This window comes from Streptomyces sp. NPDC059092 (genome assembly GCF_042756365.1).
Taxonomy (GTDB): domain Bacteria; phylum Actinomycetota; class Actinomycetes; order Streptomycetales; family Streptomycetaceae; genus Streptomyces.
Genome location: NZ_JBHZEJ010000039.1, coordinates 52647 through 73338 on the forward strand (window position 1 = coordinate 52647; position 20692 = coordinate 73338).

Here is a 20692-nt window from a genome sequence, read left to right on the forward strand (position 1 = left end):
GTGACCCGCGTACGTACCTCCGCCGTCGCACCCGGACGGTTGAACCGAAACCGTCGCAGGTCCGTACAGTCTGGCGGCGGTCCTGCCCGACGGGCCCGGTCCGCCGTGTCACCCCAGGGTTTCGCACGGAAGGACCTTCAGGTTGTCGCTCTGGACGCGCGCTCGCCGCCTGCTGAACACGGACGGAGCGACCCCCCACGAGGGCCCGACGCCGACCGGGCCCCCGAAGGATCCGAAGGACGGGATCACCCCGGCCGAGCCCACTCCCGGCGAGGAACCGGCCGCGCCCTCCCCCGCAGACGCGCCCTCCTCCGCAGCCGCGCCCTCCCCTGTGCGGGACCGACGCCCGTCCCTGGTCCGTGCCGCGTCCTGGACGCTCACCGCCCTGGCCGCCGTGCTGGTCTTCCTCGCCCTCCTCCTCCCGAACGAGACCGCCCTCCTCACCCCCGGCGCCTTCGTCCACATACCGGTGGAGGCGATCATCGGCGCCGGCGTGCTGCTCGTCCTGCCGCCCCGGGCGGGCCGGGTGGCGGCGGCGGGCGCGGGCGCGGTCCTCGGTCTGGTGACCATCCTCAACTTCCTCGACATGGGCTTCCACACGGTCCTGGACCGGCCGTTCGACCTGGTGCTGGACTGGATCCTGTTCGACGACGCCGAGTCGTTCCTCAGGGACACCCTCGGCGGGGCCGGCGCGATCGCCGCCGTGATCGGGGTCGCGGTCCTCGCCCTCGCCCTGGTCGTCCTGATGACGCTGGCGGTCGTACGGCTGGCCGGCCTCCTGGTGCGCCACAGCGGCGCGACGACCCGTACCACCCTGCTGTTCGGGACCGTGTGGGTCACCTGCACGGCGCTCGGCCTACAGGTCGCCGGGGCGCCGGTCGCGTCCAGGACGGCGACCGATCTCGTACAGAACCACGCGGACCTGGTGAGCGCCGGCCTCAAGGACGGGAAGGTGTTCGCCGAGGAAGCCGCCGTCGACCACTTCCGCGCCACCCCGGACGACCAGCTCCTGACGGGGCTGCGCGGCAAGGACGTCATCTTCACGTTCATCGAGAGCTACGGCCGCAGCGCGATCGAGGACCCGGCGATGGCCCCGCAGGTCGGCGAGGTGCTGGCGGACGGGACCGACCGGCTCAAGGCGGCCGGGTTCGCCTCCGAGAGCGGCTTCCTCACCTCGCCGGTGGCGGGCGCGGGAAGCTGGCTGGCGCACTCCACCTTCATGTCCGGCATGTGGATCAAGAACCAGCAGCGGTACCGCAGCGTCACGTCGAGCGACCGCCTCACCCTCACCGGCGCCTTCGGCCGCACCGGCGACTGGCGGACGGTCGGCATCATGCCGGGCGTCACCCGCTCCTGGCCGGAGGGGAGGTTCTTCGGCCTCGACCACATCTACGACTCGCGGGACATCGGCTACCAGGGCCCGAAGTTCAGCTGGTCGCCCGTACCGGACCAGTACAGCCTGGACGCGTACGAGCGCCTGGAGCACGGCAGGAAGAACCGCGAACCGCTGATGACGGAGATCGTCCTCGCCTCCAGCCACAACCCGTGGTCGCCGATCCCCAAGATGGTCGGCTGGGACGAGATCGGTGACGGCTCGGTCTACCACGGCATCAAGAAGGCGGGCACGGACCCGAAGGAGGTCCTGGCGGACCCGGAGAAGCTGCGGCGCGAGTACCGCCGGGCGATCGAGTACTCGCTGAGCAGCCTCATCTCGTACGTGGAGAAGTACGGCACCGACGACACCGTCCTGGTCTTCCTCGGCGACCACCAGCCCAACGCGACCGTCACAGGACCCGGCGCCGGCCGCGACGTCCCGATCTCGATCGTCGCCCGCGACCCGGCGGTCCTCGACCGGATCGCCGACTGGGGCTGGCAGGACGGCCTGAAGCCGGGCCCGGACGCCCCGGTCTGGCGCATGGACACCTTCAGGGACCGCTTCCTGACGGCGTACGGCCCGCAGCCGGACGACCAGCGGCCGTCGTCCCCGTCCTCGTCCCCGTCCTCGTCCCCGTCCGCGTCGCCGTCCTCGTCCCCGTCCGCGTCGCCGCCGAGCAAGGTGGCGGCGGGCGGCCGGACGGAGGAGTGACGCGGACGGAGGAGTGACGCGGACGGCGGAGTGGGGCGGCCGGAGAGGTGACGGGGGTCAGTCGGTGGCCGCGCCGGGGCGCGCTTGGTGGAGGCATTCCTCCAGTCGCCGCAGGAAACCGTCGAAGGGCTCATCCTCCGGCCAGATCTGATACGCGGTGTGGGTGGCCGCCACGGCGAGGTTCACGCTCAGGGCCGTGGTCAGCTCGTCCTGCCCGGTGGCGGCGGAGCGGTCCGCCGCCCAGTTCCGCAGATCGGTGAAGAACCGCTCGCCGAAGTTCTGGCCCGACTGGGCGAGCGCCGGTGACTGCGCCTTGAGCCGGCGCTGCATCGGTATGCGCTCGCGCAGGCTCTCGCAGAACCCCGTGAGGACGGCCGCCAGCGAGTCCCAGAGCGGCTCGTCGGCAGGACGGTCCTCCATCAGCGCCTGCCAGTGGCGGCGCTCCTCGGGCGTCTGGTCGAAGACCACGGCCTCCTTGCCCGCGAAGTAGTTGAAGAAGGTGGCGCGCGAGACGTTCGCCGCGGCCGCGATCTGCTCGACGGTCGTGGCCTCGAAGCCGACCTCGTCGAAGAGCCGCAGGGCGGCGGTGTGGATGGCGCGCCAGGTCGCCAGCTTCTTGCGCTCGCGCAGATTCATCGTTCCTGCCATGTGCGGCATTGTACGTGCCGATTTATGGACGAGTTCATATTTGGACTCGTCTAACTTTGTGGGTTACGGTGAAACAGGCCCCCGGAGGTCCTTTCCGGTGGGCCCGCCCGACCCCGAAGGAGACGTCATGAGCAAGGTCTGGTTCATCACCGGCACGTCCCGCGGCCTGGGGCGCGCCTTCGCCCGGTCCGCGCTGGAGCGCGGCGACCGGGTCGCCGCGACCGCCAGGAACACGGCCGCGCTGGACGATCTGGTCACCCGGTACGGCGACGACGCGGTCCTGCCGCTCGCCCTGGACGTCACCGACAAGGCTGCCGTCACCTCGGCGGTGGGCGCCGCGCACGAGCGGTTCGGCCGCCTCGACGTCGTGGTCAACAGCGCCGGGTACGGGCTGTTCGGCATGGTCGAGGAGGTCGGCGAGCAGGAGCTGCGCGACCAGTTGGAGACGAACCTCTTCGGCGCGTACTGGGTCACCCAGGCCGTGCTGCCGATCCTGCGCGCGCAGCGGAGCGGCCACATCGTGCAGGTGTCGTCCGTGGGCGGCGTGGCCGCGTTCCCGTCGCTGGGCGCGTACCACGCGTCCAAGTGGGCGCTCGAAGGGTTCAGCGAGTCCCTGGCCCAGGAGGTCGCCGGCTTCGGGATCAAGGTCACGGTCGTCGAGCCGGGCGGTTTCTCCACCGACTGGGCGGGCTCCTCGGCCGCGCGGGCCCGGCCGAACCCCGCATACGACGAGGTCCGCGCCGCCGGTGCGGCCGCCTTCGAGGGAGCCAGGTACGCCGACCCGGCGGACGCGGGCGAAGCCCTGCTGCACGTCGTCGACGCCGAGAACCCGCCGCTGCGGGTGCTGTTCGGCACGGACCCCATCAAGATCATCGAGCCCGTCTACGCCGAGCGCCTGCGGACCTGGGCCGACTGGCAGCACGTCTCCCGGATCGCCCAGGGCTGATCCGGAGCGCCCCGGCCTCGTACCGCCCCTCGCCACCAGCGGCACCGACCCGATTCGCGTCAAGCAGTCATCCGTCAACGTCAGGAGATCGCTCCCATGTCCGTACCGTCGTCCGCACCGCACCACCCCCGTACGTTCGGGGCGAGCACCACCGCCGCCGAGGTGACCGAAGGCGTCGATCTGCACGGCCGCCGGGCCGTGGTGACCGGAGCCGGATCGGGCATCGGGGCGGAGACGGCCCGGGTGCTCGCCGCCGCGGGGGCCGATGTCACCCTGGCCGTACGGGACACCGCCGCGGGCGCCCGTGTGGCGGAGCGCCTGGCGGCGGAACTGCCACCCGGGTCGGGGAAGCTGACCGTGGGGCGGCTCGATCTGGCCGACCGGTCGACGGTCGCCGCGTTCGTGGCGGCCTGGCAGGGCCCGCTGCACATCCTGGTCAACAACGCGGGCGTGATGGCGCTGCCGCGGCTCTCCCGTACCCCGGACGGCCAGGAGTGGCAGTTCGCCGTCAACCACCTGGGCCACTTCGCCCTAGCCACCGGGCTCCGTCCGGCGCTCGCGGCGGCGGGCGGCGCGCGGGTCGTCTCGGTCAGCTCCATCGGCCATCTCTTCTCCCCGGTCGTCTTCGACGACCTGGCCTACCGCTTCCGCCCCTACGACCCGTGGACCTCCTACGGGCAGTCGAAGACCGCCAACACCCTCTTCGCCGTCGGTGCCGCCGAGCGGTGGGCCGACGACGGGATCACCGCCAACGCGCTGATGCCGGGGAACATCGCGGACACCTCGCTGGCCCGGCACATGGACATGGATCAGGTGGCCGCCTTCGTGGCCTCGGGCGAACTCGCGCTGCCGCCGGGCAAGACGGTGGAGCAGGGCGCCGCCACCTCGGCGCTGCTGGCCGCCTCCCCGACGGTGGAGGGGGTCACCGGCCGCTACTTCGAGGACTGCGCCGAGGCCGGGCCGGTCACCGAGCGGGCCGGTTCCGTCGCCGGGGTGGCCCCGTACGCGCTGGACCGGGAGAACGCGGCACGGCTGTGGGCCGTGTCCGAGGATCTCGGCCGCGCCTGAACCGCCCCGGCCCCCGCCCCGGGGTGTGCCACCCGCCCCGCGATCGCCCCGAGCGGCCGGGAGCCGGTCTGGGAGGATGTGCCGCATGGACGTGCGGAGCAGGAACCATGTGACGGTGACCGGGTGCCCCGGGGGACCGGTGGTGATGCTGGCGCACGGCTTCGGCTGCGACCAGAACCTGTGGCGCCTCGTGGTGCCCGCCCTGGAGCGGGACTTCACCGTGGTCCTCTTCGACCATGTCGGCTCGGGCGGCTCGGAGCTGTCGGCGTGGAGCCCGGAGCGCTACGCCTCGCTGGACGGTTACGCCGACGACGTGCTGGAGCTGTGCCGGGAGCTGGCGCTCGGCCCGGTCACGTTCGTGGGGCATTCGGTGAGCGCGATGATGGGCGTGCTGGCCGCCGGGCGGGAGCCGGGGGCGTTCGCCGGGCTGGTGCTGCTCGCCCCCTCGCCCTGTTACGTCGACGACCCGGCCACCGGTTACCGGGGCGGGTTCAGCGCCGGGGACATCGACGAGCTGCTGGAGTCGCTGGACGCGAACTATCTGGGATGGTCGGGCGCCATGGCCCCGGTGATCATGGGCAACCCGGAGCGGCCCGAGCTGGGTGAGGAGCTGACCAACAGCTTCTGCCGTACCGACCCCGGCATCGCCCGGGTCTTCGCCCGGGCGACGTTCCTCTCCGACAACCGCGCCGATCTCGCGTCGGTGCGGGTGCCCACGCTGGTCGCCCAGTGTTCCAGCGACGCGATAGCCCCGCCGGAGGTGGGCGCGTTCGTGCACGCGCGGATACCGGGCAGCCGCCTGGTCACCCTGGACGCGACGGGACACTGCCCTCAGCTCGCCGCCCCGGAGGAGACCGCCGCGGCGATCGCCGCGTTCGCCGGAGCCGCCGGGTGATGTGCCGGACGGGCGACGAGGGGGAGGGCGCGGCCCCGGACGCGGACCGCGGATCGGCGCAGGAGCGGGCGCAGTTCTCCGCACTGCTGGAGGACAGCGCCGAGGACCTCTACGAGCACGCGCCGTGCGGCTATCTCTCCACCCTGATGGACGGGCGCATCGCGAAGGTCAACACGACGCTGCTGGAGTGGCTCGGCCACGGACGCGACGAGCTGGTGGGCCGTAAGTACTTCTCCGACCTGCTGACCGTCGGGGGCCGGCTCTACCACGAGACCCACTTCGCACCGCTGCTGCGGTTGCAGGGCGAGGTCAGCGGCATCGCCCTGGAGCTGAAGGCCGCCGACGGCTCCCGGCTGCCCGTCATGGTCACCTCGACGGTGAAGACGGGCAGCGACGGGCAGCCGCTGCTGATCCGTACCAGCGTCTTCGACGCCCGCGAGCGGCGCGCCTACGAGACCGAGCTGCTGCGCGCCCGTCAGGAGGCCGACCAGGAACGCGACCGGCTCCAGCGCCTGGCCACCACCCTCCAGAAGACGCTGCTGCCGCCGACCCTGGCGAACGTGCCCGACCTGGACGTGGCCGCGTACTACCACATCGCCTCCGTCGACGAGGTCGGCGGCGACTTCTACGACCTCTTCCCTCTGGCCGCCGGGGCCTGGGGCCTGTTCCTGGGCGATGTGTGCGGAAAGGGCGCCGCAGCCGCGGCCGTCACCTCGCTGGCCCGCTACACGCTGCGCGCCGCCGCCGTCTACGACCCCGATCCGGTGGCCGTACTCGCCAATCTCAACACCGTGCTGAACCACGAGTACAACGGCGCCGATCCCCGGTTCTGCACCGTCGTCTTCGGCCTGCTCACCCCGGACACCGAGCGCGGCGGCTTCCACATCACCCTGGCCAGCGGCGGGCACCCGCCCGCCCTGCTGATGCGCGGGGACGGCGCCGCCGCGTATCTGCCCACCCCCGGCGGACAGCTCATCGGGGTCCTGCCCGACGCCCACATCGCCACCACCACCGTCCGTCTCACCCCGGGCGACACCCTGCTCCTGCACACCGACGGGCTGACCGAGGCCCACACCGCCGCGGGCGGCGAGGACCGCTACGGCGACGACGCCCTCCTCGACTTCGGCCGCGCCCTCGCCCCCACCACCGCGTCGAAAGCCGTGGGCGCGGTCCGCGACCTGCTCGACACCTTCGGCGCCGGTGTGGACGACGACACCGCCGTCCTCGCCATCCATGTGCCCCGACCCACCAGTGAAGAGCCGCAGTGACCCAGCACCTGACCCTCCACACCCGCACCACCTCCACCGGAGCGGTCATCGAGCTGACCGGGGAGCTGGACCACCGCACCGCGCCCGAGGTCCGCGCGGCGCTCACCGGACTCGACCTGGGGACGGGCCAGCAGCTCGTCCTCGACCTCGCCGGTCTCACGTTCTGCGACTCCAGCGGTGTCACCGTGCTGATCGCCGCCCGCAACCACGCCCTGGCGTCCGGCGCGGCCATCGCGCTGGCCGCGGTCCCCGACCGGGTCAGACGGATCTTCCGCCTCGTCGGCCTGGAACCGGTCTTCCCCACCCACCCCACCGCCCGGGCCGCCGAGGACGCCTGGCCGCCCACCGCGGGGTAGCGGGTAACGGGGGACGCGCGCGACGCCGCCCGCTCATTCCAAGGCGATCCGGGCGGCCACCGGGAGATGGTCGCTGCCGGTCGCGGGCAGCGTACGGATCTCGGCGACGGTGCCCGCGCGGGCCATGACCTGGTCGATCCTCGCCAGGGGCAGGGCGGCGGGGAAGCTGAAGGCCATGCCCCGTTCCGCGACGTTCAGTCGCGAGGTCACCGGGGCCAGCCCCCGGTCCTCGACCGTGCCGTTCAGATCGCCCAGCAGGATCAGCGCCTCCACCTTCTCCGCTCCGATCGCCCTGCCCAGCAGGCCCGCGCTCTCGTCCCGCCAGGCGGAGGCGAGGCCGCTCGCCCGGACGCGGATCGAGGGCAGGTGCGCTACGTACGCCGCGACCTCACCGTGCGGCGTGCGGACCACGGCGCGCAGCCCGCGCCGCCACCCCTCGCCGATCCCCTGCGGGCTGATGTCGAGCAGCCCCGCCTCGGTCAGCGGATACTTCGACCAGAGCCCGACGCTGCCCTGCACCGCGTGGTGGGGGTACTCCGGGGCGAGGGCCTTCTCGTAGACCTCCAGCGCCGGGGGCATCAGCTCCTCCAGCGCGATGAGATCGGGTTCGGCCCCGGCCAGCGCGCGGGCCGTACCGGCGGGGTCGGCGTTCTCGTCGCTGACGTTGTGCTGCACCACCACCAGTTCGCGCGGGCCGGGCTCCGCCCCGGGCAGCAGCAGCCCGCCGAAGAGGTACGTCCAGGCGGTCACCGGAAGGAGCAGGGCCAGCAGCGCCACGGCCGAGCGACGCAGCAGCGCCGGCCCCAGCAGCACCACCGCCACGAGGCCGAGCCACGGCAGGAACGCCTCCAGCAGACTCCCCATTCCGCCGACGGAGTTGGGCACCGCCCGGTGAAACGCCAGCAGCCCGCCCGTCACCACCGCCAACCCGGCGACCACCCGCCCCCGCCGCCACGCCGACCGCGCCTCCGCACCCTCGCCCGAGCCTGAGCCTGAGCCTGAGCCCGAGCCCGAGCCTGAGCCCTCGCCCGGGTCCGAGCCCTCACGCGCACTTGCGCCTCGCCGGAGCACCGCCTTCACCGTCCCCCGCACCGCCGACACCGCACCGCCACCCGCCCGCACCTGCTCCACCATGGCTTCCCATCCACTTGGCCTCGCCTCCCAAGACGAGCTGCCAGGCGCCTCGGTTTCGAAGCCGCCAGGATGACGGGACGGCCCCCGCGGGCCCGACTCCGGCAAGGCCTGGCTGTTGGCTGGAGGCGCGTGCGGGTGCGCGAGGCGTGAGCCGACGGGGCCGCCGACGCACGGGGCGCCGAACCCGAGCCCCGTCCCGCCGGGCCGGCGTTACTTCTGGCGCTGCGGAAGGGGATGGCCGACCCCCGTCAGCCGCTCGGACTCCCGCCACAACCGGGCTTGCGCGGCGGTGTCGTACGACCTGGCGCTGGACTCGATCCGTACGGGGTGACCGGTGAACTGGGCGCGTCCGGGCGGCCCGTAGTACTCGCCGCCCCGCGCCTCCGGGGCCACCGCGGCGCGCACCGCGCCCAGCGCGCCGACCGCCTTGTCCTGCACCATCCACCCGGTCACGGCCTTGGCGCGCGGGCCGAAGAGGAACCGGTTGACCGGACCGAGGTCGCGGGTGAACTCCGTACGGGACATGCCCGGGTGCGCGGCCAGGGCGACCGTGTGCGCGCCGGACGCGGCCAGTTGGCGTTGCAGTGCGTAGGTGAACATCAGGTTGGCCAGTTTCGAGCGGCCGTAGACGGCGTCCCTCCGGTACGTCCGCAGGGAGTGGAGGTCGTCGAAGTCGAGGGTGGCGTAACGGTGGACGATGCTGCTGACCGTCACGATCCGAGAGCCGGGCACCGGGAGCAGCCGGTCCAGGACCAGGCCGGTGAAGGCGAACACGCCGAGGTGGTTGGTCGCGAACGTCGCTTCGAAGCCGTCCTCGGTGACGGTGCGCTCCCTGGAGCCGAGCATGCCCGCGTTGTTGATGAGCAGGTCGACGCGCTCGTGCCGGGCCCGTAGCTCCTCGGCGGCCTCGCGTACGGATTCCTGGGACGCCAGGTCCAGCCGCAGCGTGGTGACGGTCGAGCCCGGCGCGGCGGTACGGATTCGGTCGGCCGCATCGGCCGCCTTGGCCGGGGTCCGGCAGGCCAGTACCACCGCGGCGCCGCGCCGGGCGAGGATCCGGGCCACCTCGAAGCCGATCCCGGTGTTGGCCCCGGTGATCACTGCCGTACGTCCGTGCTGGTCGGGGACTTCTTCGACGGTCCAGGCATGGCGAGACATGGCGATACCTCCTAGAATCGGGATGAGCATCCCGCTTACCGATGAACATACGGGACGGCCATCCCGGTTGTCCACGCCGCGAGGAGACCCATGACGAACCAACCGCCGCTGCGCGCCGACGCACGGCGTAATCGGGCGCACGTACTGGAGGTGGCGGCTCAGATCTTCGCGACCGAGGGCCTGTCCGTGCCCGTGCACGAGATCGCCCGGCGCGCGGGGGTCGGCACCGGCACCGTCAGCCGGCACTTCCCCACCAAGGAGGACCTGATCGAGGCCATCCTGCGCAGCGGGGTGGAGGAACTGGTCGCCCGCGCCGACGCGATCGCGGAGCGGGAGGAGCCCGGCACCGCGTTCTTCCTGTTCCTCGCCGCCACGGTGCACGCGGGCGCGGCCAACCGCGGGCTGGCCGAACACCTGGCCACGGCCCCCCAGGACCAGAACGGCCAGGACGGCCAAGACGGCAAGGACGGCAAGGGCAGCGCGCACGACCGCATGGGCCTCGACCTGCTGTGCGACTGTACGGAGAGCCTGCTGGACCGCGCCCAGAAGGCCGGCGCCGTGCGCGCCGATGTCGCTCTCGCCGATGTCCAGACGCTGATGGCCGCCTGCATGACCCGGGGGGAAGGGCGCGCGCTGGATCCGATCATCGCGGTCGTCAGCGACGGGCTGCGCACACACTCCCCTGCCTCCGCGCGGAGTTGAGCCCGTGCCGCGCCGTGGCCGGGTTCAGCCCTGAAGGAAGGTGAGGAGGCTCGGCCAGGACCTCGACCGCGCTTGAGGTCAATCCTCCAGCGCTTCCGCGAGCACCTCCGCCAGGTGCCGGGCCCGGGTGCCGTCCAGTTGCTCCAGTTGCGTACGGCACGAGAAGCCGTCCGCCAGGATCTCCGTACCGTCCGCGACCGCCCTGACCGCGGGCAGCAGCTGGTCCTCGGCGCAGGCCACCGAGACGTCGTAATGGCCATGTTCGAAGCCGAAGTTGCCCGCCAGGCCGCAGCATCCGCCGCTCAACTCGCCGGTCAGGCCCGCTTGTTCGCGCAGGCGGCGTTCCGCTCCTTCGCCCAGGACCGCGTGCTGGTGGCAGTGGGTCTGGCCGGCGACCGTACGGTCGAGGCGCGGGGGCCGCCACTGCGGGGCGCACTCCTCCAGCGCCTGGGCGAAGGTACGGACGGACGCGGCGAGGCGGGCCGCGCGGGGGTCGTCGGCGAGGAGTTCCGGGAGGTCGGTGGTGAGCGCGGCGGCGCAGCTCGGTTCGAGGACGACGACCGGAAGGCCGGCGTCGAGCAGCGGTTCCATCACGTCGAGGGTGTGGCGCATGACCGTGCGGGCGCGGTCGAGCTGGCCCGTGGAGACGTACGTGAGCCCGCAGCAGACCCTGCCACCCCGGCCACCCCGGCCACCCTTGCCACCCTTGCCACCCTTGCCGCCCCTGCCACCCTTGCCGCCTCCGACGCCCCCGTCCTCACCCCGGGCCCCCGGAGTCACGAGGTCGAGGCCCGCCGCCTCCAGCACCCGTACCGCCGCCTGCCCGACCGACGGCGACAGGTACTCCGTGAAGGTGTCCGGCCACAGCACGGCCCGCGGACCGCCCCTCGCCGTGCCGTCGGGCCGCGGCTGCCGCCTGCGGCGCAGCCACCGGCCGAACGTCTCCGGCGCCAGCGCCGGGATCGTCCGCTCGGGGGCGATCCCGCCGAGCCGTTTCGCGAGCGCCGCCAGGAGCCGTACCCGTGCCGCCGCGTTCAGTACGCGCGCGAAGGGCGCCGCCAGCCGGAGCCAGAGCGGTAGCCACCCCATGGCGTAGTGGGCCGCCGGGCGCCGCCGGCCCGCGTAGTGGTGGTGCAGGAACTCCGCCTTGTACGTGGCCATGTCCACGCCCACCGGGCAGTCGCTGCGGCAGCCCTTGCAGGACAGGCACAGGTCGAGGGCGTCCCGTACCTCCGTGGAGCGCCAGCCGTCCGTCACCACCTCGCCCGCGAGCATCTCGTGGAGCAGCCGGGCGCGTCCGCGCGTCGAGTGCTGTTCCTCGCCCGTCGCGCGGAAGGAGGGGCACATGACGCCCGTACCCGAACTCGGTCCGGCGACACGGCACTTGGCGACGCCCACGCACCGCCGGACGGCCGCGGAGAAGTCGCCGCCGGACGGGCCGTCGTGCGGGTAGCCGAACGCGACGTCGACGGGCTCGCGCGGCAGTACGGAGAAACGCAGGTTCTCGTCGAGGCGGGCGGGACGGGCCAGCACGCCCGGGTTCAGGCCGCCCCCCGGGTCCCAGACGTCCTTGAACTCGCTGAAGAGGCCGACCAGTTCGTCTCCGTACATCTTCGGCAGCAGCTCGGCGCGGGCCAGTCCGTCGCCGTGTTCGCCGGAGAGTGATCCGCCGTGCGCGACGACGAGTTCGGCCGTCTCCTCCGAGAAGCGGCGGAAGCGGCGTACGCCGTCCTCGGTCAACAGGTCGAAGTCGATGCGGACATGGATGCAGCCGTCGCCGAAGTGTCCGTACGGCGTGCCGCGCAGCCCGTGTTCGCCCAGGAGCGTCCTGAACTCCCTGAGGTACGTGCCGAGTCGGGCGGGCGGGACGGCGCAGTCCTCCCAGCCGGGCCAGGCCTCGCTGCCGTCCGGCATGCGCGTCGCCGTGCCGGCCGCGTCCTCCCGTACGCGCCACAGCGCCCGTTGACCCGCCGGGTCGGTCACGACCGCGCCGTCGAGCGCGTCGGCCGTGCGCACGATCTCCTCGGCGCGGGCGCGCGCCTCGGCGGATGTCGCGCCGCCGGTCTCCACGAACAGCCAGGCCCCGCCGCGCGGCAGGTCGTGGCCGCCGCGCACCAGGTCCTCGGCCATGCCCTCGACGGTGAGCGGACCGTACGGGAGCAGCCCTGCGGCGGCCTCGGCGGCGGCGCTCTCGTCGGGGTAGCCGAGTACGGCGAGGGCGCGGGCGGCGGGCGACTCGACGAGCCGTACCGTCGCTTCGGTGACGACGCCGAGGGTGCCCTCGCTGCCGCAGAAGGCGCGGGCCAGGTCGGTGCCGTTCTCGGGGAGGAGCGCGTCGAGGGCGTAGCCGGAGATCCGGCGGGGCATCGCGGCCGGGAAGCCGGTGCGCAGGAGCGCCAGGTTCCGGTCCACCAGCGCGCGCAGCCCGGCGGGCGCGCCGGGCGACGGGGATCCCGGGGCCCCGCCCCACCCGCGGCCCAGGCGCAGCGCCTCGCCCCCGTACGTCTGGACGGACAGTCCGTGGACGTTGTCGGCGGTGGTGCCCCAGGCCACCGAGTGCGACCCGCACGCGTTGTTGCCGATCATCCCGCCGAGCGTGCACCGGCTGTGCGTGGACGGATCGGGGCCGAAGGTCAGGCCGTACGGGCGGGCGGCGGCGCGCAGATCGTCGAGGACGACGCCGGGCTGGACGACCGCCGTGCGGGCCCGCGCGTCCACCGATACGACGGAGCGCAGGTGGCGGGTGAGGTCGAGGACGACCCCGACGCCCGTGGCCTGTCCGGCGATCGAGGTGCCCGCGCCGCGCGGCACCACCGGTACGCCGTGCTCCGCGCACACCGCGAGGGCGGCCGCCACGTCGGCCGTGTCACGTGGCGCGACCACTCCGACCGGAACCCTGCGGTAGTTGGACGCGTCCATGGTCATGAGGGCCCGCGTGGCCGCCCCGAAGTCCACCTCTCCCCGCATGGCTGATTTCAGCTCCTGCGCGAGGGCGGTGGACGTATAGAGCGCCGCTGCTGTCGATTCCCGCTGCTCAACCTGATCGGCCATGTCTCCAGGATGCCCCCGGAGCGGGCGCGGATCGGTGTTTTCGATCTCCACCACACCTGCACGGGAGAAGAAAGCAGCCAGGAACCTCCCAATCTGATCGTCAATTCTCATATAGTGGCCACCGTTTGAGCACGTTCAGTAGTCCTCTCTGTGGTCCTCTGGGGGCGCCCGGGGTCCCCCCGGATTCCCCGGACGGTCCCTGAGGGGTACGCCCGCCCGCCGCACACCGTCCCCGTCCCCCGCCGTCCCCTCCCTCTCACCGCCTCTGCCCCGCTTCTCCGTCTACGAGGTAGCCGAATTTGCGCCGTTCACTCCGGTTCACCGCACCGGCCCTGCTGATATCGGCTGCCGTCAGCGGCCTCCTGTGCCTGTGGGCCGTTTCCGACGCCCCCGCCTCCGTACGGACGCCGCTCGCCTGGGGCGGCGCCGCGGCGCTCGTCGCCGCCGTCACCGCCGTCGCGCACCTCACGGCGGCCCGTGAGCGGCTGCGCGAGCGGAACGCCCTGCTCGCCGCGCGCATCGAGCAGCTCAACAGCGACGCCGAGCGGGCCGCCGAGAACGTACGGCACGCCGCCGCCGACGCCCGGCGCGGCGCCGACGCCGCGTCCCGCAGCGACTCCCACCGCGCCGCCGCCATCTCCGCCTGCGCCAACGCTGCCGGGCGGATGCAGGCGCTCGCGACGAGCATGCTCGCGGACCTGCGCGAGATGGAGCACCGCCACACCGACGAGGACGTCCTCGGCGACCTGCTCCATCTCGACCACCGCACCGCGCAGGCGGGCCGGCTCGCCGACTCCCTCGCCGTGCTGACCGGTGCGCGCTCCGGGCGGCGTTGGGCGAAGCCGATCGTGATGGAGTCCATCCTGCGTGGCGCGATGGGCCGGATCAGCGGCTACCAGCGGATACGGCTGCACTCGACGAGCCAGGTCGCGATCGCCGGGCACGCCGCCGAGGGCGTCATGCACGCGCTCGCCGAACTCCTCGACAACGCGGCCAACTTCTCGCCGCCGACCGCCGAGGTCCATGTGTACGTGGAGGAGGTGCCGGCCGGGATCGTCATCACCGTCGAGGACAGCGGCCTGGTGATGAGCGACGTCCAGTTGCGCCGCGCCGAACAGGCCGTCACGGCGGTGCCGACGGACCTCAGCGGGCTGTCGGGCACGCGGCTCGGGCTCGCGGTGGTCGGCCGGCTGGCGCGCAAGCACGGACTGACGGTCTCGTTCCGGCCGTCGGCGCGGGGCGGTACGGGCGCGCTGATGATGCTGCCGCAGGACCTGATCACACAGGTGCGCCCGGGAGCGCCGGGGGCGCCGGACATGGCGCCCCCGCCGCGGGCCGGGGCGACAGCGCGCGCGGGAGCGGGCACGGCCGCAGGCGCGGGAGCGGGCACGGGCACATCCGGAGAGGCCGGCACGGCAGCGGCCTCGGCCTCGGGCACGGCGTCGGACGCACCAGCGCCCGCCGCGGACGTACCGCCGCCCGTCGCCCGTCGCGTACGCAAGCCCGCCGCCGACCCCGCCCCTGACGCGGCCACCGGCCCGGACCCCGCACCCGCCGCGCCACCGGCCTCCCGGCCGGCCGCGCGCACGGCCCGCGCCGCCGACCCCGAAACGGCCCCGGAACCGCCCCCCGAGCTCGGCGAGAGCGGGCTGCCCAAGCGGCGCCGCGGCCGTACGCTCGCCGCCTCGATGCGCCGGACCGGCGAGGGCACGTCAGCCACTTCCCCCACACCCACCACACCTGCCACGAGCCCGGCCGTCCAGGCGGCCCGGTTCAGCAGCTTCCGCAAGGCCGTACGGGACAACCCGCAACGCCCGGCCACGACCACGCACCCGGATCCGGAAGGCGATTCCCGATGAACGGCACCCCCACCGACGAGAAGCTCAACTGGCTGCTGGACAACCTGCTCCAGCGCACCCCCGGCGCCCGCCACGCGCTGGTCCTGTCCCGGGACGGCCTCAAGCTGTGCCGTACGCCCGAACTCTCCGCCGACCAGGCCGACCAGCTCGCCGCCATCGCGGCGGGCATCCAGAGCCTGTCGCACGGCGCGTCCGTCGAGTTCGGCAACGGGCAGGGCGGCGTACGGTCCGCCATGGCCGAGTTCTACGGCGGCCTCCTGCTGATCGTGGAGGCCGGGGAGGGCGCGCATCTCGCCGTCGTCGCCGCCGAGGACTCCGATGTCGGCCTGGTCGGACACAACATGAGCGAACTCGTCGAGCAGCTCGGCGCCTACCTCAGCGCGCCCCCGCGCTCGCCGTCCTCGGCGTCCTCGGGGTCGTCCGCGTCCTCGGCGTCCTCGCCCCCGACGCCGGGTACCACGGGCACGGGCGCCACGGGCTCCGTATGAGCGGCCCCGGCCCCGGCGGCCACTCCGGGCGCCCGGGGCGCCCCGGCCGGGACGACTCACCCGACCGGCTGTACACCCTCACCGGAGGGCGCAGCCGGTCGGACTCGGGCACGTTCGACCTGGTGACGCTGGTGGTCGCGGAGTCCGATCCGACCCCGGGCATGCAGTCGGAGCACGTCACGATCCTGCGCATGTGCCAGACCCCGACGGCCGTCGTGGAGATCGCCGCCCAGCTCCAACTGCCGGGCAGCATCGTCCGGATCATGCTCGCCGACCTGCTCGACACGGGCCGGATCAGCGCTCGTCATCCCCGTACGGATCGCTCGGCCGGCCGGCTGCCCGATCCCCACATCCTGGAGCAGGTGCTCGTTGGACTCCGCAACCTTTGAACGGCCCACCGGCCCGTCGCCGGCCGGCCCGTCCCTCGCCAGCACCGCCGACAACGGTCTGAAGATCGTCGTCGTCGGTGGGTTCGGCGTCGGGAAGACCACCATGGTCCGTTCCGTCAGTGAGATCCGTCCCCTCAACACCGAGGAGACGATGACCCGCGCGGGCGAGGGGATCGACGAGCTCGCCGACCTCGACGGGCTGCGCCGGAAGACCTCGACCACGGTCGCGTTCGACTTCGGCCGGATATCCCTCGACAAGCGGTCGGTGCTCTATCTGTTCGGCGCACCCGGGCAGGAACGTTTCTGGTTCCTCTGGGACCGGCTCTTCTCCGGAACGCTCGGCGCGGTGGTCCTCGTCGACACCCGCAGGCTCGCGGACTCCTGGTACGCGATCGACCGCCTGGAGCACTACGGCACGCCGTTCATCGTGGCGTGCAACGACTTCGGCGGGCCGCTCCACACGGAGGAGCAGATCCGTGAGGCGCTGGACATCGCGTCGGACGTACCGATGGTGGAGTGCGACGCGCGGGACCGCTCGTCCAGCAAGTACGTGCTGATCACGCTCGTGGAGCACCTGCACACCCTGTCCGCCCGGGCCGAGAAGAACGCCCAGGCCGACAAGGACGCGGCAGCATCCGCGGACGCGACCGACCCGTCCCCGGAGGGCACGCCGTGACGACGACGGACCGGGGCACCGGCGGCGGAACCGGATGCGGCCGGTTCGGGGACGGCGCCGTACCCCTCGGCAGCTCCCGCCACCGCAACGACCCCACCGGCCTCTACCGGGAGCTGCGGCGCGACCACGGCGCCGTCGCCCCCGTACTCCTCGAAGGCGGCCTGCCGGCCTGGCTGGTCCTCGGCTACCGCGAGCTGCACCAGGTCACGAACGACCCCGCGCTCTTCAGCCGCGACTCCGGCCTCTGGAACCAGTGGGACCGGGTCCCCGCCGACTGGCCCATGGCTCCGATGATCGGCCGCGACCAGCCGTCCGTCCTCTACACCGTCGGTGAACAGCACCGCGAGCGCGCCGGGATGATCAGCGAGGCGCTGGAGGCGGTCGACCCGTTCGTCCTCAAGCGGTACGCGGAGGAGTTCGCCGACGAGCTGATCGACGAATTCTGCGCGGAGGGCCGTACGGAGATCATCTCCCAGTACGCCAAGCTCCTCCCGGTCCGGGTCCTCGCCAGGATCTACGGCTTCCCCGACGAAGAGGGCCCCGCGATCGTCAAGGCGCTCAACGATCTGGCCGACGGCAGCGAGGAGGCACTGGCGGGCCAGCGTTTCCTCGCGGAGTCGGTGGCCACGCTGCTGCGGGAGAAGCACGTCGTGGGCGGCCAGGACGTCGTCTCCCGGATGCTCCGCGACCACCGCGGCTTCACCGACACCGAGGTCGCCGAGGACCTGATGGTGATGATGGTGGCGGGCCACCAGCCCACCGCCGACTGGATCGGCAACTCGCTGCGGCTGATGCTCACCGACGACCGCTTCGCCGCCTCGCTCTCCGGCGGCCGGCACAGCGTCTCCGAGGCCATGAACGAGGTCCTGTGGGAGGACGCCCCGACCCAGAACGTCGCGGGCCGCTGGGCCACCCGCGACACCAGCCTCGGCACCCGCCACATCAAGGCGGGCGACATGCTCCTCCTGGGCATCGCCGGCGCCAACTACGACCCCCAGGTCCGTACGGACAGTTCCACGCTCACCGGCGGCAACAACGCCTACTTCTCCTTCGGCCACGGCGAGCACCGCTGCCCCTTCCCGGCCCAGGAGATCGCGGAGATCGTGGCCCGCGCGGGCATCGAGGTGCTGCTCGACCGGCTCCCCGACATCGACCTCGCCGGCCCCGCCGACTCGTTGACCTGGCGCCAGTCGCCCTGGCAGCGGGGGCTGGCGGAACTCCCGGTGTTCTTCACCCCCACCCCGGCGTACGGCCCGGCGGACTGACCCTCCGCCCTTTTCGGCTCACGGACCCGCCCACACACTCACCCACGCACCCGCTCACGCACTCACCCACGCACTCGCCTACGGACCCGCGCACGGACTCACTCACGGACTTCCTCACGGAGGCACGGCATGAACTGTCCTCACGCACACCGGACCCGTCCCGACCCGGTGGTGCTCGATCCGCTCGTCTCCGACCTGAACGCCGAGAGCGCCGCGCTCCGGGCGGCCGGCCCGCTGGCGCGCGTCGTGCTGCCCGGCGGGGTGGCCTGTTACGCGGTGACGCACCACGCCGAGGCGCGCCGGCTCCTCACCGATGCCCGACTGGTCAAGGACATCAACGTCTGGGGCGCCTGGCAGCGCTGCGAGATCCCGCTGGACTGGGCGCTGATCGGGCTCGCCAACCCCGGCCGCTCCTTGCTGACCGTGGACGGCGCGGACCACCGCAGGCTGCGGACGCTGGTCGCGCAGGCGCTGACCGTACGCAGGGTGGAGCGGCTGCGCCCCCGTATCGAGGAGCTGACGTCCGCCCTGCTGGACAGCCTCGCCGAACAGCCACGGGGACCGGTCGACCTGAAGGCGGAGTTCGCGTACCGCCTGCCCATGAGCGTCGTCAGCGAGCTGATGGGCGTCGACCCCTCGGACCATCCCCGGCTGAAGGAGCTGTACGAGAAGTTCTTCTCCACGCAGACTCCGCCGGAGGAGGTCCCGAAGATGATGGCGGAGCTCGGGGGGCTGTTCACCCGGGTGGTCGAGACCAAGCGCGGGGCGCCGGGCGACGACCTGACCAGCGCGCTGCTCGCCGCGTCGGAGGACGGCGACCGGCTGACGGCGGACGAGGTCCTGAACACCCTGATGGTGATGGTCGCGGCAGGCCACGAGACCACGATCACCCTGATCGTCAACGCCGTGGTGGCCCTGGAAACCCATCCGGAACAGCGCGCGGCCGTGCTGGCGGGCACGATCCCCTGGGAGGACGTGATCGAGGAGACCCTGCGCTGGTCGTCCCCCACCTCGCACGTCCTCTTCCGGTTCGCGACCGAGGACATCGCCGTCGGTGACACCGTCCTCCCTGAGGGTGAAGCGCTGATCGTGTCCTTCGGGGCGATCGGCCGCGACGAGGAGCGGTACGGCCCGACGGCCGGCGACTTCGACGCGACCCGCACCCCCAACCGCCACATCTCCTTCGGCCACGGCCCGCACGTCTGCCCGGGCGCGGCCCTCTCCCGCCTTGAGGCGGCCGTGGCCCTGCCCGCGCTGTACGGACGTTTCCCCGGCCTGGGCCTGGCGGTACCGGCGACGGACCTCCGCAACAAGCCCGTGGTCACCCAGAACGACCTGTTCGACCTCCCCGTGCACCTCGTGACGGGGGCGTGACCGGGCGTGTCTCATCCGACGGACACGTCTCCGTCCCGTTTCGGGAACGGCTAGGCTCCGGCCCGTGGCCGATATCCAGATTCCCGCTGACATCAAGCCCGCCGACGGCCGTTTCGGCGCAGGCCCCTCCAAGGTGCGGACGGAGGCGGTGGACGCGCTCGCCGCCACCGGTACCTCTCTCCTCGGCACGTCCCACCGGCAGGCCCCGGTGAAGAACCTGGTCGGCTCCGTACGCTCCGGAGTGAGCAGCCTCTTCTCGCTGCCCGAGGGGTACGAGGTGGTCCTGGGCAACGGCGGCTCCACCGCCTTCTGGGACATCGCGACGCACGGACTGATCGACAACAAGTCGCAGCACCTCTCCTTCGGTGAGTTCTCCTCCAAGTTCGCCAAGGCGGCCAAGCTCGCGCCGTGGCTGGCCGACCCGACCGTCATCTCCGCCGACCCGGGCTCGCACCCGGACCCGGTGGCCGAGGCGGGCGCGGATGTCTACGCCTTCACCCACAACGAGACCTCCACGGGCGTCGCGGCCCCCGTCAAGCGGGTCGCGGGCGCCGACGAGGGATCGCTGGTCCTGGTCGACGCGACGTCCGGCGCGGGCGGTCTGCCGGTGGACATCACCGAGACGGACGTCTACTACTTCGCCCCGCAGAAGTCCTTCGCCGCCGACGGCGGCCTGTGGATCGCCATCTTCTCGCCGGCCGCCCTGGAGCGCGCCGCCCGCGTCCACGGCTCGGGCCGCCACGTCCCGGAGTTCTTCTCCCTGCCGACGGCGATCGACAACTCGCTGAAGAACCAGACGTACAACACCCCGGCGCTGGCCACGCTCTTCCTGCTCAACGAGCAGCTCACCTGGTTCAACTCGCAGGGCGGCCTGGACTGGGCGGTCGACCGCACGGCCGCCTCCTCGCAGCACCTGTACGGGTGGGCGGAGGCGTCCAAGTACGCGACGCCGTTCGTGACCAACGCGGCGAAGCGCTCGCAGGTCATCGGCACGATCGACTTCGACGACGCGATCGACGCGACCGCGGTGGCGAAGGCGCTGCGCGCCAACGGCATCGTCGACACCGAGCCGTACCGCAAGCTCGGCCGCAACCAGCTCCGCGTGGCGATGTTCCCGGCGATCGACCCGGCGGACGTCGAGGCCCTGACGACGTGCGTCGACTACGTCATCGAGCGCCTCTGACACCGCGGTTGTCCCTGCCGCTGCGGCGGCTCCCGTGGTTCGGGCGGGCCCCGGCGCTCTGTGCGCCGGGGCCCGCCCGAAAATTACCGCGCCCCTGGTAACACCGCACCGCGAGGGGTGGGAATAAAGTCGGCAGCACCACCCGC

General features: G+C 72.8%; 18 protein-coding genes. 14 read left to right on the top strand and 4 right to left on the bottom strand.

The window, feature by feature from the left end:
* Nucleotides 1-142 precede the first annotated feature (142 nt).
* Nucleotides 143-2086 carry a sulfatase gene (locus ACFXPL_RS22300; RefSeq protein WP_384922189.1) on the top strand — a complete coding sequence of 648 codons (1944 nt, stop codon included), beginning with the start codon at nucleotides 143-145 and terminating at the stop codon, nucleotides 2084-2086.
* 57 nt (nucleotides 2087-2143) lie between these two features.
* Here the strand turns inward: ACFXPL_RS22300 and ACFXPL_RS22305 are convergent, their stop codons facing one another.
* Nucleotides 2144-2734, bottom strand: a complete 591-nt coding sequence (locus tag ACFXPL_RS22305) for a TetR/AcrR family transcriptional regulator (RefSeq protein ID WP_384922192.1) — start codon at nucleotides 2732-2734, stop codon at nucleotides 2144-2146.
* A 127-nt stretch (nucleotides 2735-2861) separates the two neighbouring features.
* Between ACFXPL_RS22305 and ACFXPL_RS22310 the strand changes: the two genes are divergently transcribed.
* The 5 genes from ACFXPL_RS22310 (at nucleotide 2862) to ACFXPL_RS22330 (ending at nucleotide 7267) form a co-directional block, all read left to right on the top strand.
* Nucleotides 2862-3680: an SDR family oxidoreductase gene (locus ACFXPL_RS22310; protein ID WP_384922195.1), complete on the top strand. Its 819-nt coding sequence runs from the start codon at nucleotides 2862-2864 to the stop codon at nucleotides 3678-3680.
* Nucleotides 3681-3776: 96 nt separating this feature from the next.
* Nucleotides 3777-4748 (top strand): SDR family NAD(P)-dependent oxidoreductase, encoded by a 972-nt coding sequence (locus ACFXPL_RS22315; RefSeq protein WP_384922198.1) that lies wholly within the window; start codon nucleotides 3777-3779, stop codon nucleotides 4746-4748.
* 85 nt (nucleotides 4749-4833) lie between these two features.
* Nucleotides 4834-5643, top strand: a complete 810-nt coding sequence (locus tag ACFXPL_RS22320) for an alpha/beta fold hydrolase (protein WP_384922201.1) — start codon at nucleotides 4834-4836, stop codon at nucleotides 5641-5643.
* Nucleotides 5643-6911 carry a PP2C family protein-serine/threonine phosphatase gene (locus ACFXPL_RS22325; protein WP_384922203.1) on the top strand — a complete coding sequence of 423 codons (1269 nt, stop codon included), beginning with the start codon at nucleotides 5643-5645 and terminating at the stop codon, nucleotides 6909-6911. Before ACFXPL_RS22320 ends, ACFXPL_RS22325 begins: the two co-directional genes overlap by 1 nt.
* On the top strand, nucleotides 6908-7267 hold the full coding sequence (locus tag ACFXPL_RS22330) for an STAS domain-containing protein (RefSeq protein WP_384922205.1): 360 nt from the start codon (nucleotides 6908-6910) through the stop codon (nucleotides 7265-7267). Before ACFXPL_RS22325 ends, ACFXPL_RS22330 begins: the two co-directional genes overlap by 4 nt.
* A 33-nt stretch (nucleotides 7268-7300) precedes the next feature.
* On the opposite strand, the gene ACFXPL_RS22335 is transcribed toward ACFXPL_RS22330, so the two are convergent.
* Entirely contained in the window at nucleotides 7301-8206 is a 906-nt protein-coding gene (locus tag ACFXPL_RS22335; RefSeq protein WP_384922208.1) for an endonuclease/exonuclease/phosphatase family protein, read from the bottom strand.
* Nucleotides 8207-8611: 405 nt separating this feature from the next.
* Nucleotides 8612-9559: an oxidoreductase gene (locus ACFXPL_RS22340; protein ID WP_384922211.1), complete on the bottom strand. Its 948-nt coding sequence runs from the start codon at nucleotides 9557-9559 to the stop codon at nucleotides 8612-8614.
* Between the two features lie 90 nt (nucleotides 9560-9649).
* Between ACFXPL_RS22340 and ACFXPL_RS22345 the strand changes: the two genes are divergently transcribed.
* Complete coding sequence (locus tag ACFXPL_RS22345; RefSeq protein WP_384922214.1) at nucleotides 9650-10261, top strand: TetR/AcrR family transcriptional regulator; 612 nt, start codon at nucleotides 9650-9652, stop codon at nucleotides 10259-10261.
* A gap of 78 nt (nucleotides 10262-10339) precedes the next feature.
* On the opposite strand, the gene ACFXPL_RS22350 is transcribed toward ACFXPL_RS22345, so the two are convergent.
* Complete coding sequence (locus tag ACFXPL_RS22350) at nucleotides 10340-13312, bottom strand: FAD-binding and (Fe-S)-binding domain-containing protein (protein WP_384922217.1); 2973 nt, start codon at nucleotides 13310-13312, stop codon at nucleotides 10340-10342.
* Between the two features lie 299 nt (nucleotides 13313-13611).
* Between ACFXPL_RS22350 and ACFXPL_RS22355 the strand changes: the two genes are divergently transcribed.
* From ACFXPL_RS22355 to serC, 7 genes are all read left to right on the top strand, one after another.
* A complete protein-coding gene (locus tag ACFXPL_RS22355; RefSeq protein ID WP_384922220.1) occupies nucleotides 13612-15171 on the top strand; it encodes a sensor histidine kinase in 1560 nt (519 codons plus the stop codon).
* Nucleotides 15168-15659 (top strand): roadblock/LC7 domain-containing protein, encoded by a 492-nt coding sequence (locus ACFXPL_RS22360; protein WP_384922222.1) that lies wholly within the window; start codon nucleotides 15168-15170, stop codon nucleotides 15657-15659. Before ACFXPL_RS22355 ends, ACFXPL_RS22360 begins: the two co-directional genes overlap by 4 nt.
* Entirely contained in the window at nucleotides 15656-16048 is a 393-nt protein-coding gene (locus tag ACFXPL_RS22365; protein WP_384922224.1) for a DUF742 domain-containing protein, read from the top strand. The genes ACFXPL_RS22360 and ACFXPL_RS22365 overlap by 4 nt, the downstream gene beginning before the upstream one ends.
* Entirely contained in the window at nucleotides 16029-16724 is a 696-nt protein-coding gene (locus tag ACFXPL_RS22370; protein ID WP_384922227.1) for an ATP/GTP-binding protein, read from the top strand. Before ACFXPL_RS22365 ends, ACFXPL_RS22370 begins: the two co-directional genes overlap by 20 nt.
* The gene (locus ACFXPL_RS22375) at nucleotides 16721-17989 is read left to right on the top strand and encodes a cytochrome P450 (protein WP_384922229.1); all 1269 of its coding nucleotides are present in this window, start codon (nucleotides 16721-16723) and stop codon (nucleotides 17987-17989) included. Before ACFXPL_RS22370 ends, ACFXPL_RS22375 begins: the two co-directional genes overlap by 4 nt.
* 129 nt (nucleotides 17990-18118) lie before the next feature.
* Nucleotides 18119-19363, top strand: a complete 1245-nt coding sequence (locus tag ACFXPL_RS22380) for a cytochrome P450 (RefSeq protein ID WP_384922232.1) — start codon at nucleotides 18119-18121, stop codon at nucleotides 19361-19363.
* Between the two features lie 64 nt (nucleotides 19364-19427).
* Entirely contained in the window at nucleotides 19428-20546 is a 1119-nt protein-coding gene (gene serC / locus ACFXPL_RS22385) for a phosphoserine transaminase (RefSeq protein WP_384922235.1), read from the top strand.
* Nucleotides 20547-20692 lie beyond the last annotated feature (146 nt).

Bases quoted from the DNA above. Each gene is read 5' to 3' on its own strand.
- ACFXPL_RS22305 (WP_384922192.1), bottom strand. From the start codon at position 2,734: ATGGCAGGAACGATGAATCTGCGCGAGCGCAAGAAGCTGGCGACCTGG.
- ACFXPL_RS22310 (WP_384922195.1), top strand. From the start codon at position 2,862: ATGAGCAAGGTCTGGTTCATCACCGGCACGTCCCGCGGCCTGGGGCGC.
- ACFXPL_RS22315 (WP_384922198.1), top strand. From the start codon at position 3,777: ATGTCCGTACCGTCGTCCGCACCGCACCACCCCCGTACGTTCGGGGCG.
- ACFXPL_RS22320 (WP_384922201.1), top strand. From the start codon at position 4,834: ATGGACGTGCGGAGCAGGAACCATGTGACGGTGACCGGGTGCCCCGGG.
- ACFXPL_RS22325 (WP_384922203.1), top strand. From the start codon at position 5,643: ATGTGCCGGACGGGCGACGAGGGGGAGGGCGCGGCCCCGGACGCGGAC.
- ACFXPL_RS22340 (WP_384922211.1), bottom strand. From the start codon at position 9,559: ATGTCTCGCCATGCCTGGACCGTCGAAGAAGTCCCCGACCAGCACGGA.
- ACFXPL_RS22345 (WP_384922214.1), top strand. From the start codon at position 9,650: ATGACGAACCAACCGCCGCTGCGCGCCGACGCACGGCGTAATCGGGCG.
- ACFXPL_RS22350 (WP_384922217.1), bottom strand. From the start codon at position 13,312: ATGGCCGATCAGGTTGAGCAGCGGGAATCGACAGCAGCGGCGCTCTAT.
- ACFXPL_RS22360 (WP_384922222.1), top strand. From the start codon at position 15,168: ATGAACGGCACCCCCACCGACGAGAAGCTCAACTGGCTGCTGGACAAC.
- ACFXPL_RS22365 (WP_384922224.1), top strand. From the start codon at position 15,656: ATGAGCGGCCCCGGCCCCGGCGGCCACTCCGGGCGCCCGGGGCGCCCC.
- ACFXPL_RS22380 (WP_384922232.1), top strand. From the start codon at position 18,119: ATGAACTGTCCTCACGCACACCGGACCCGTCCCGACCCGGTGGTGCTC.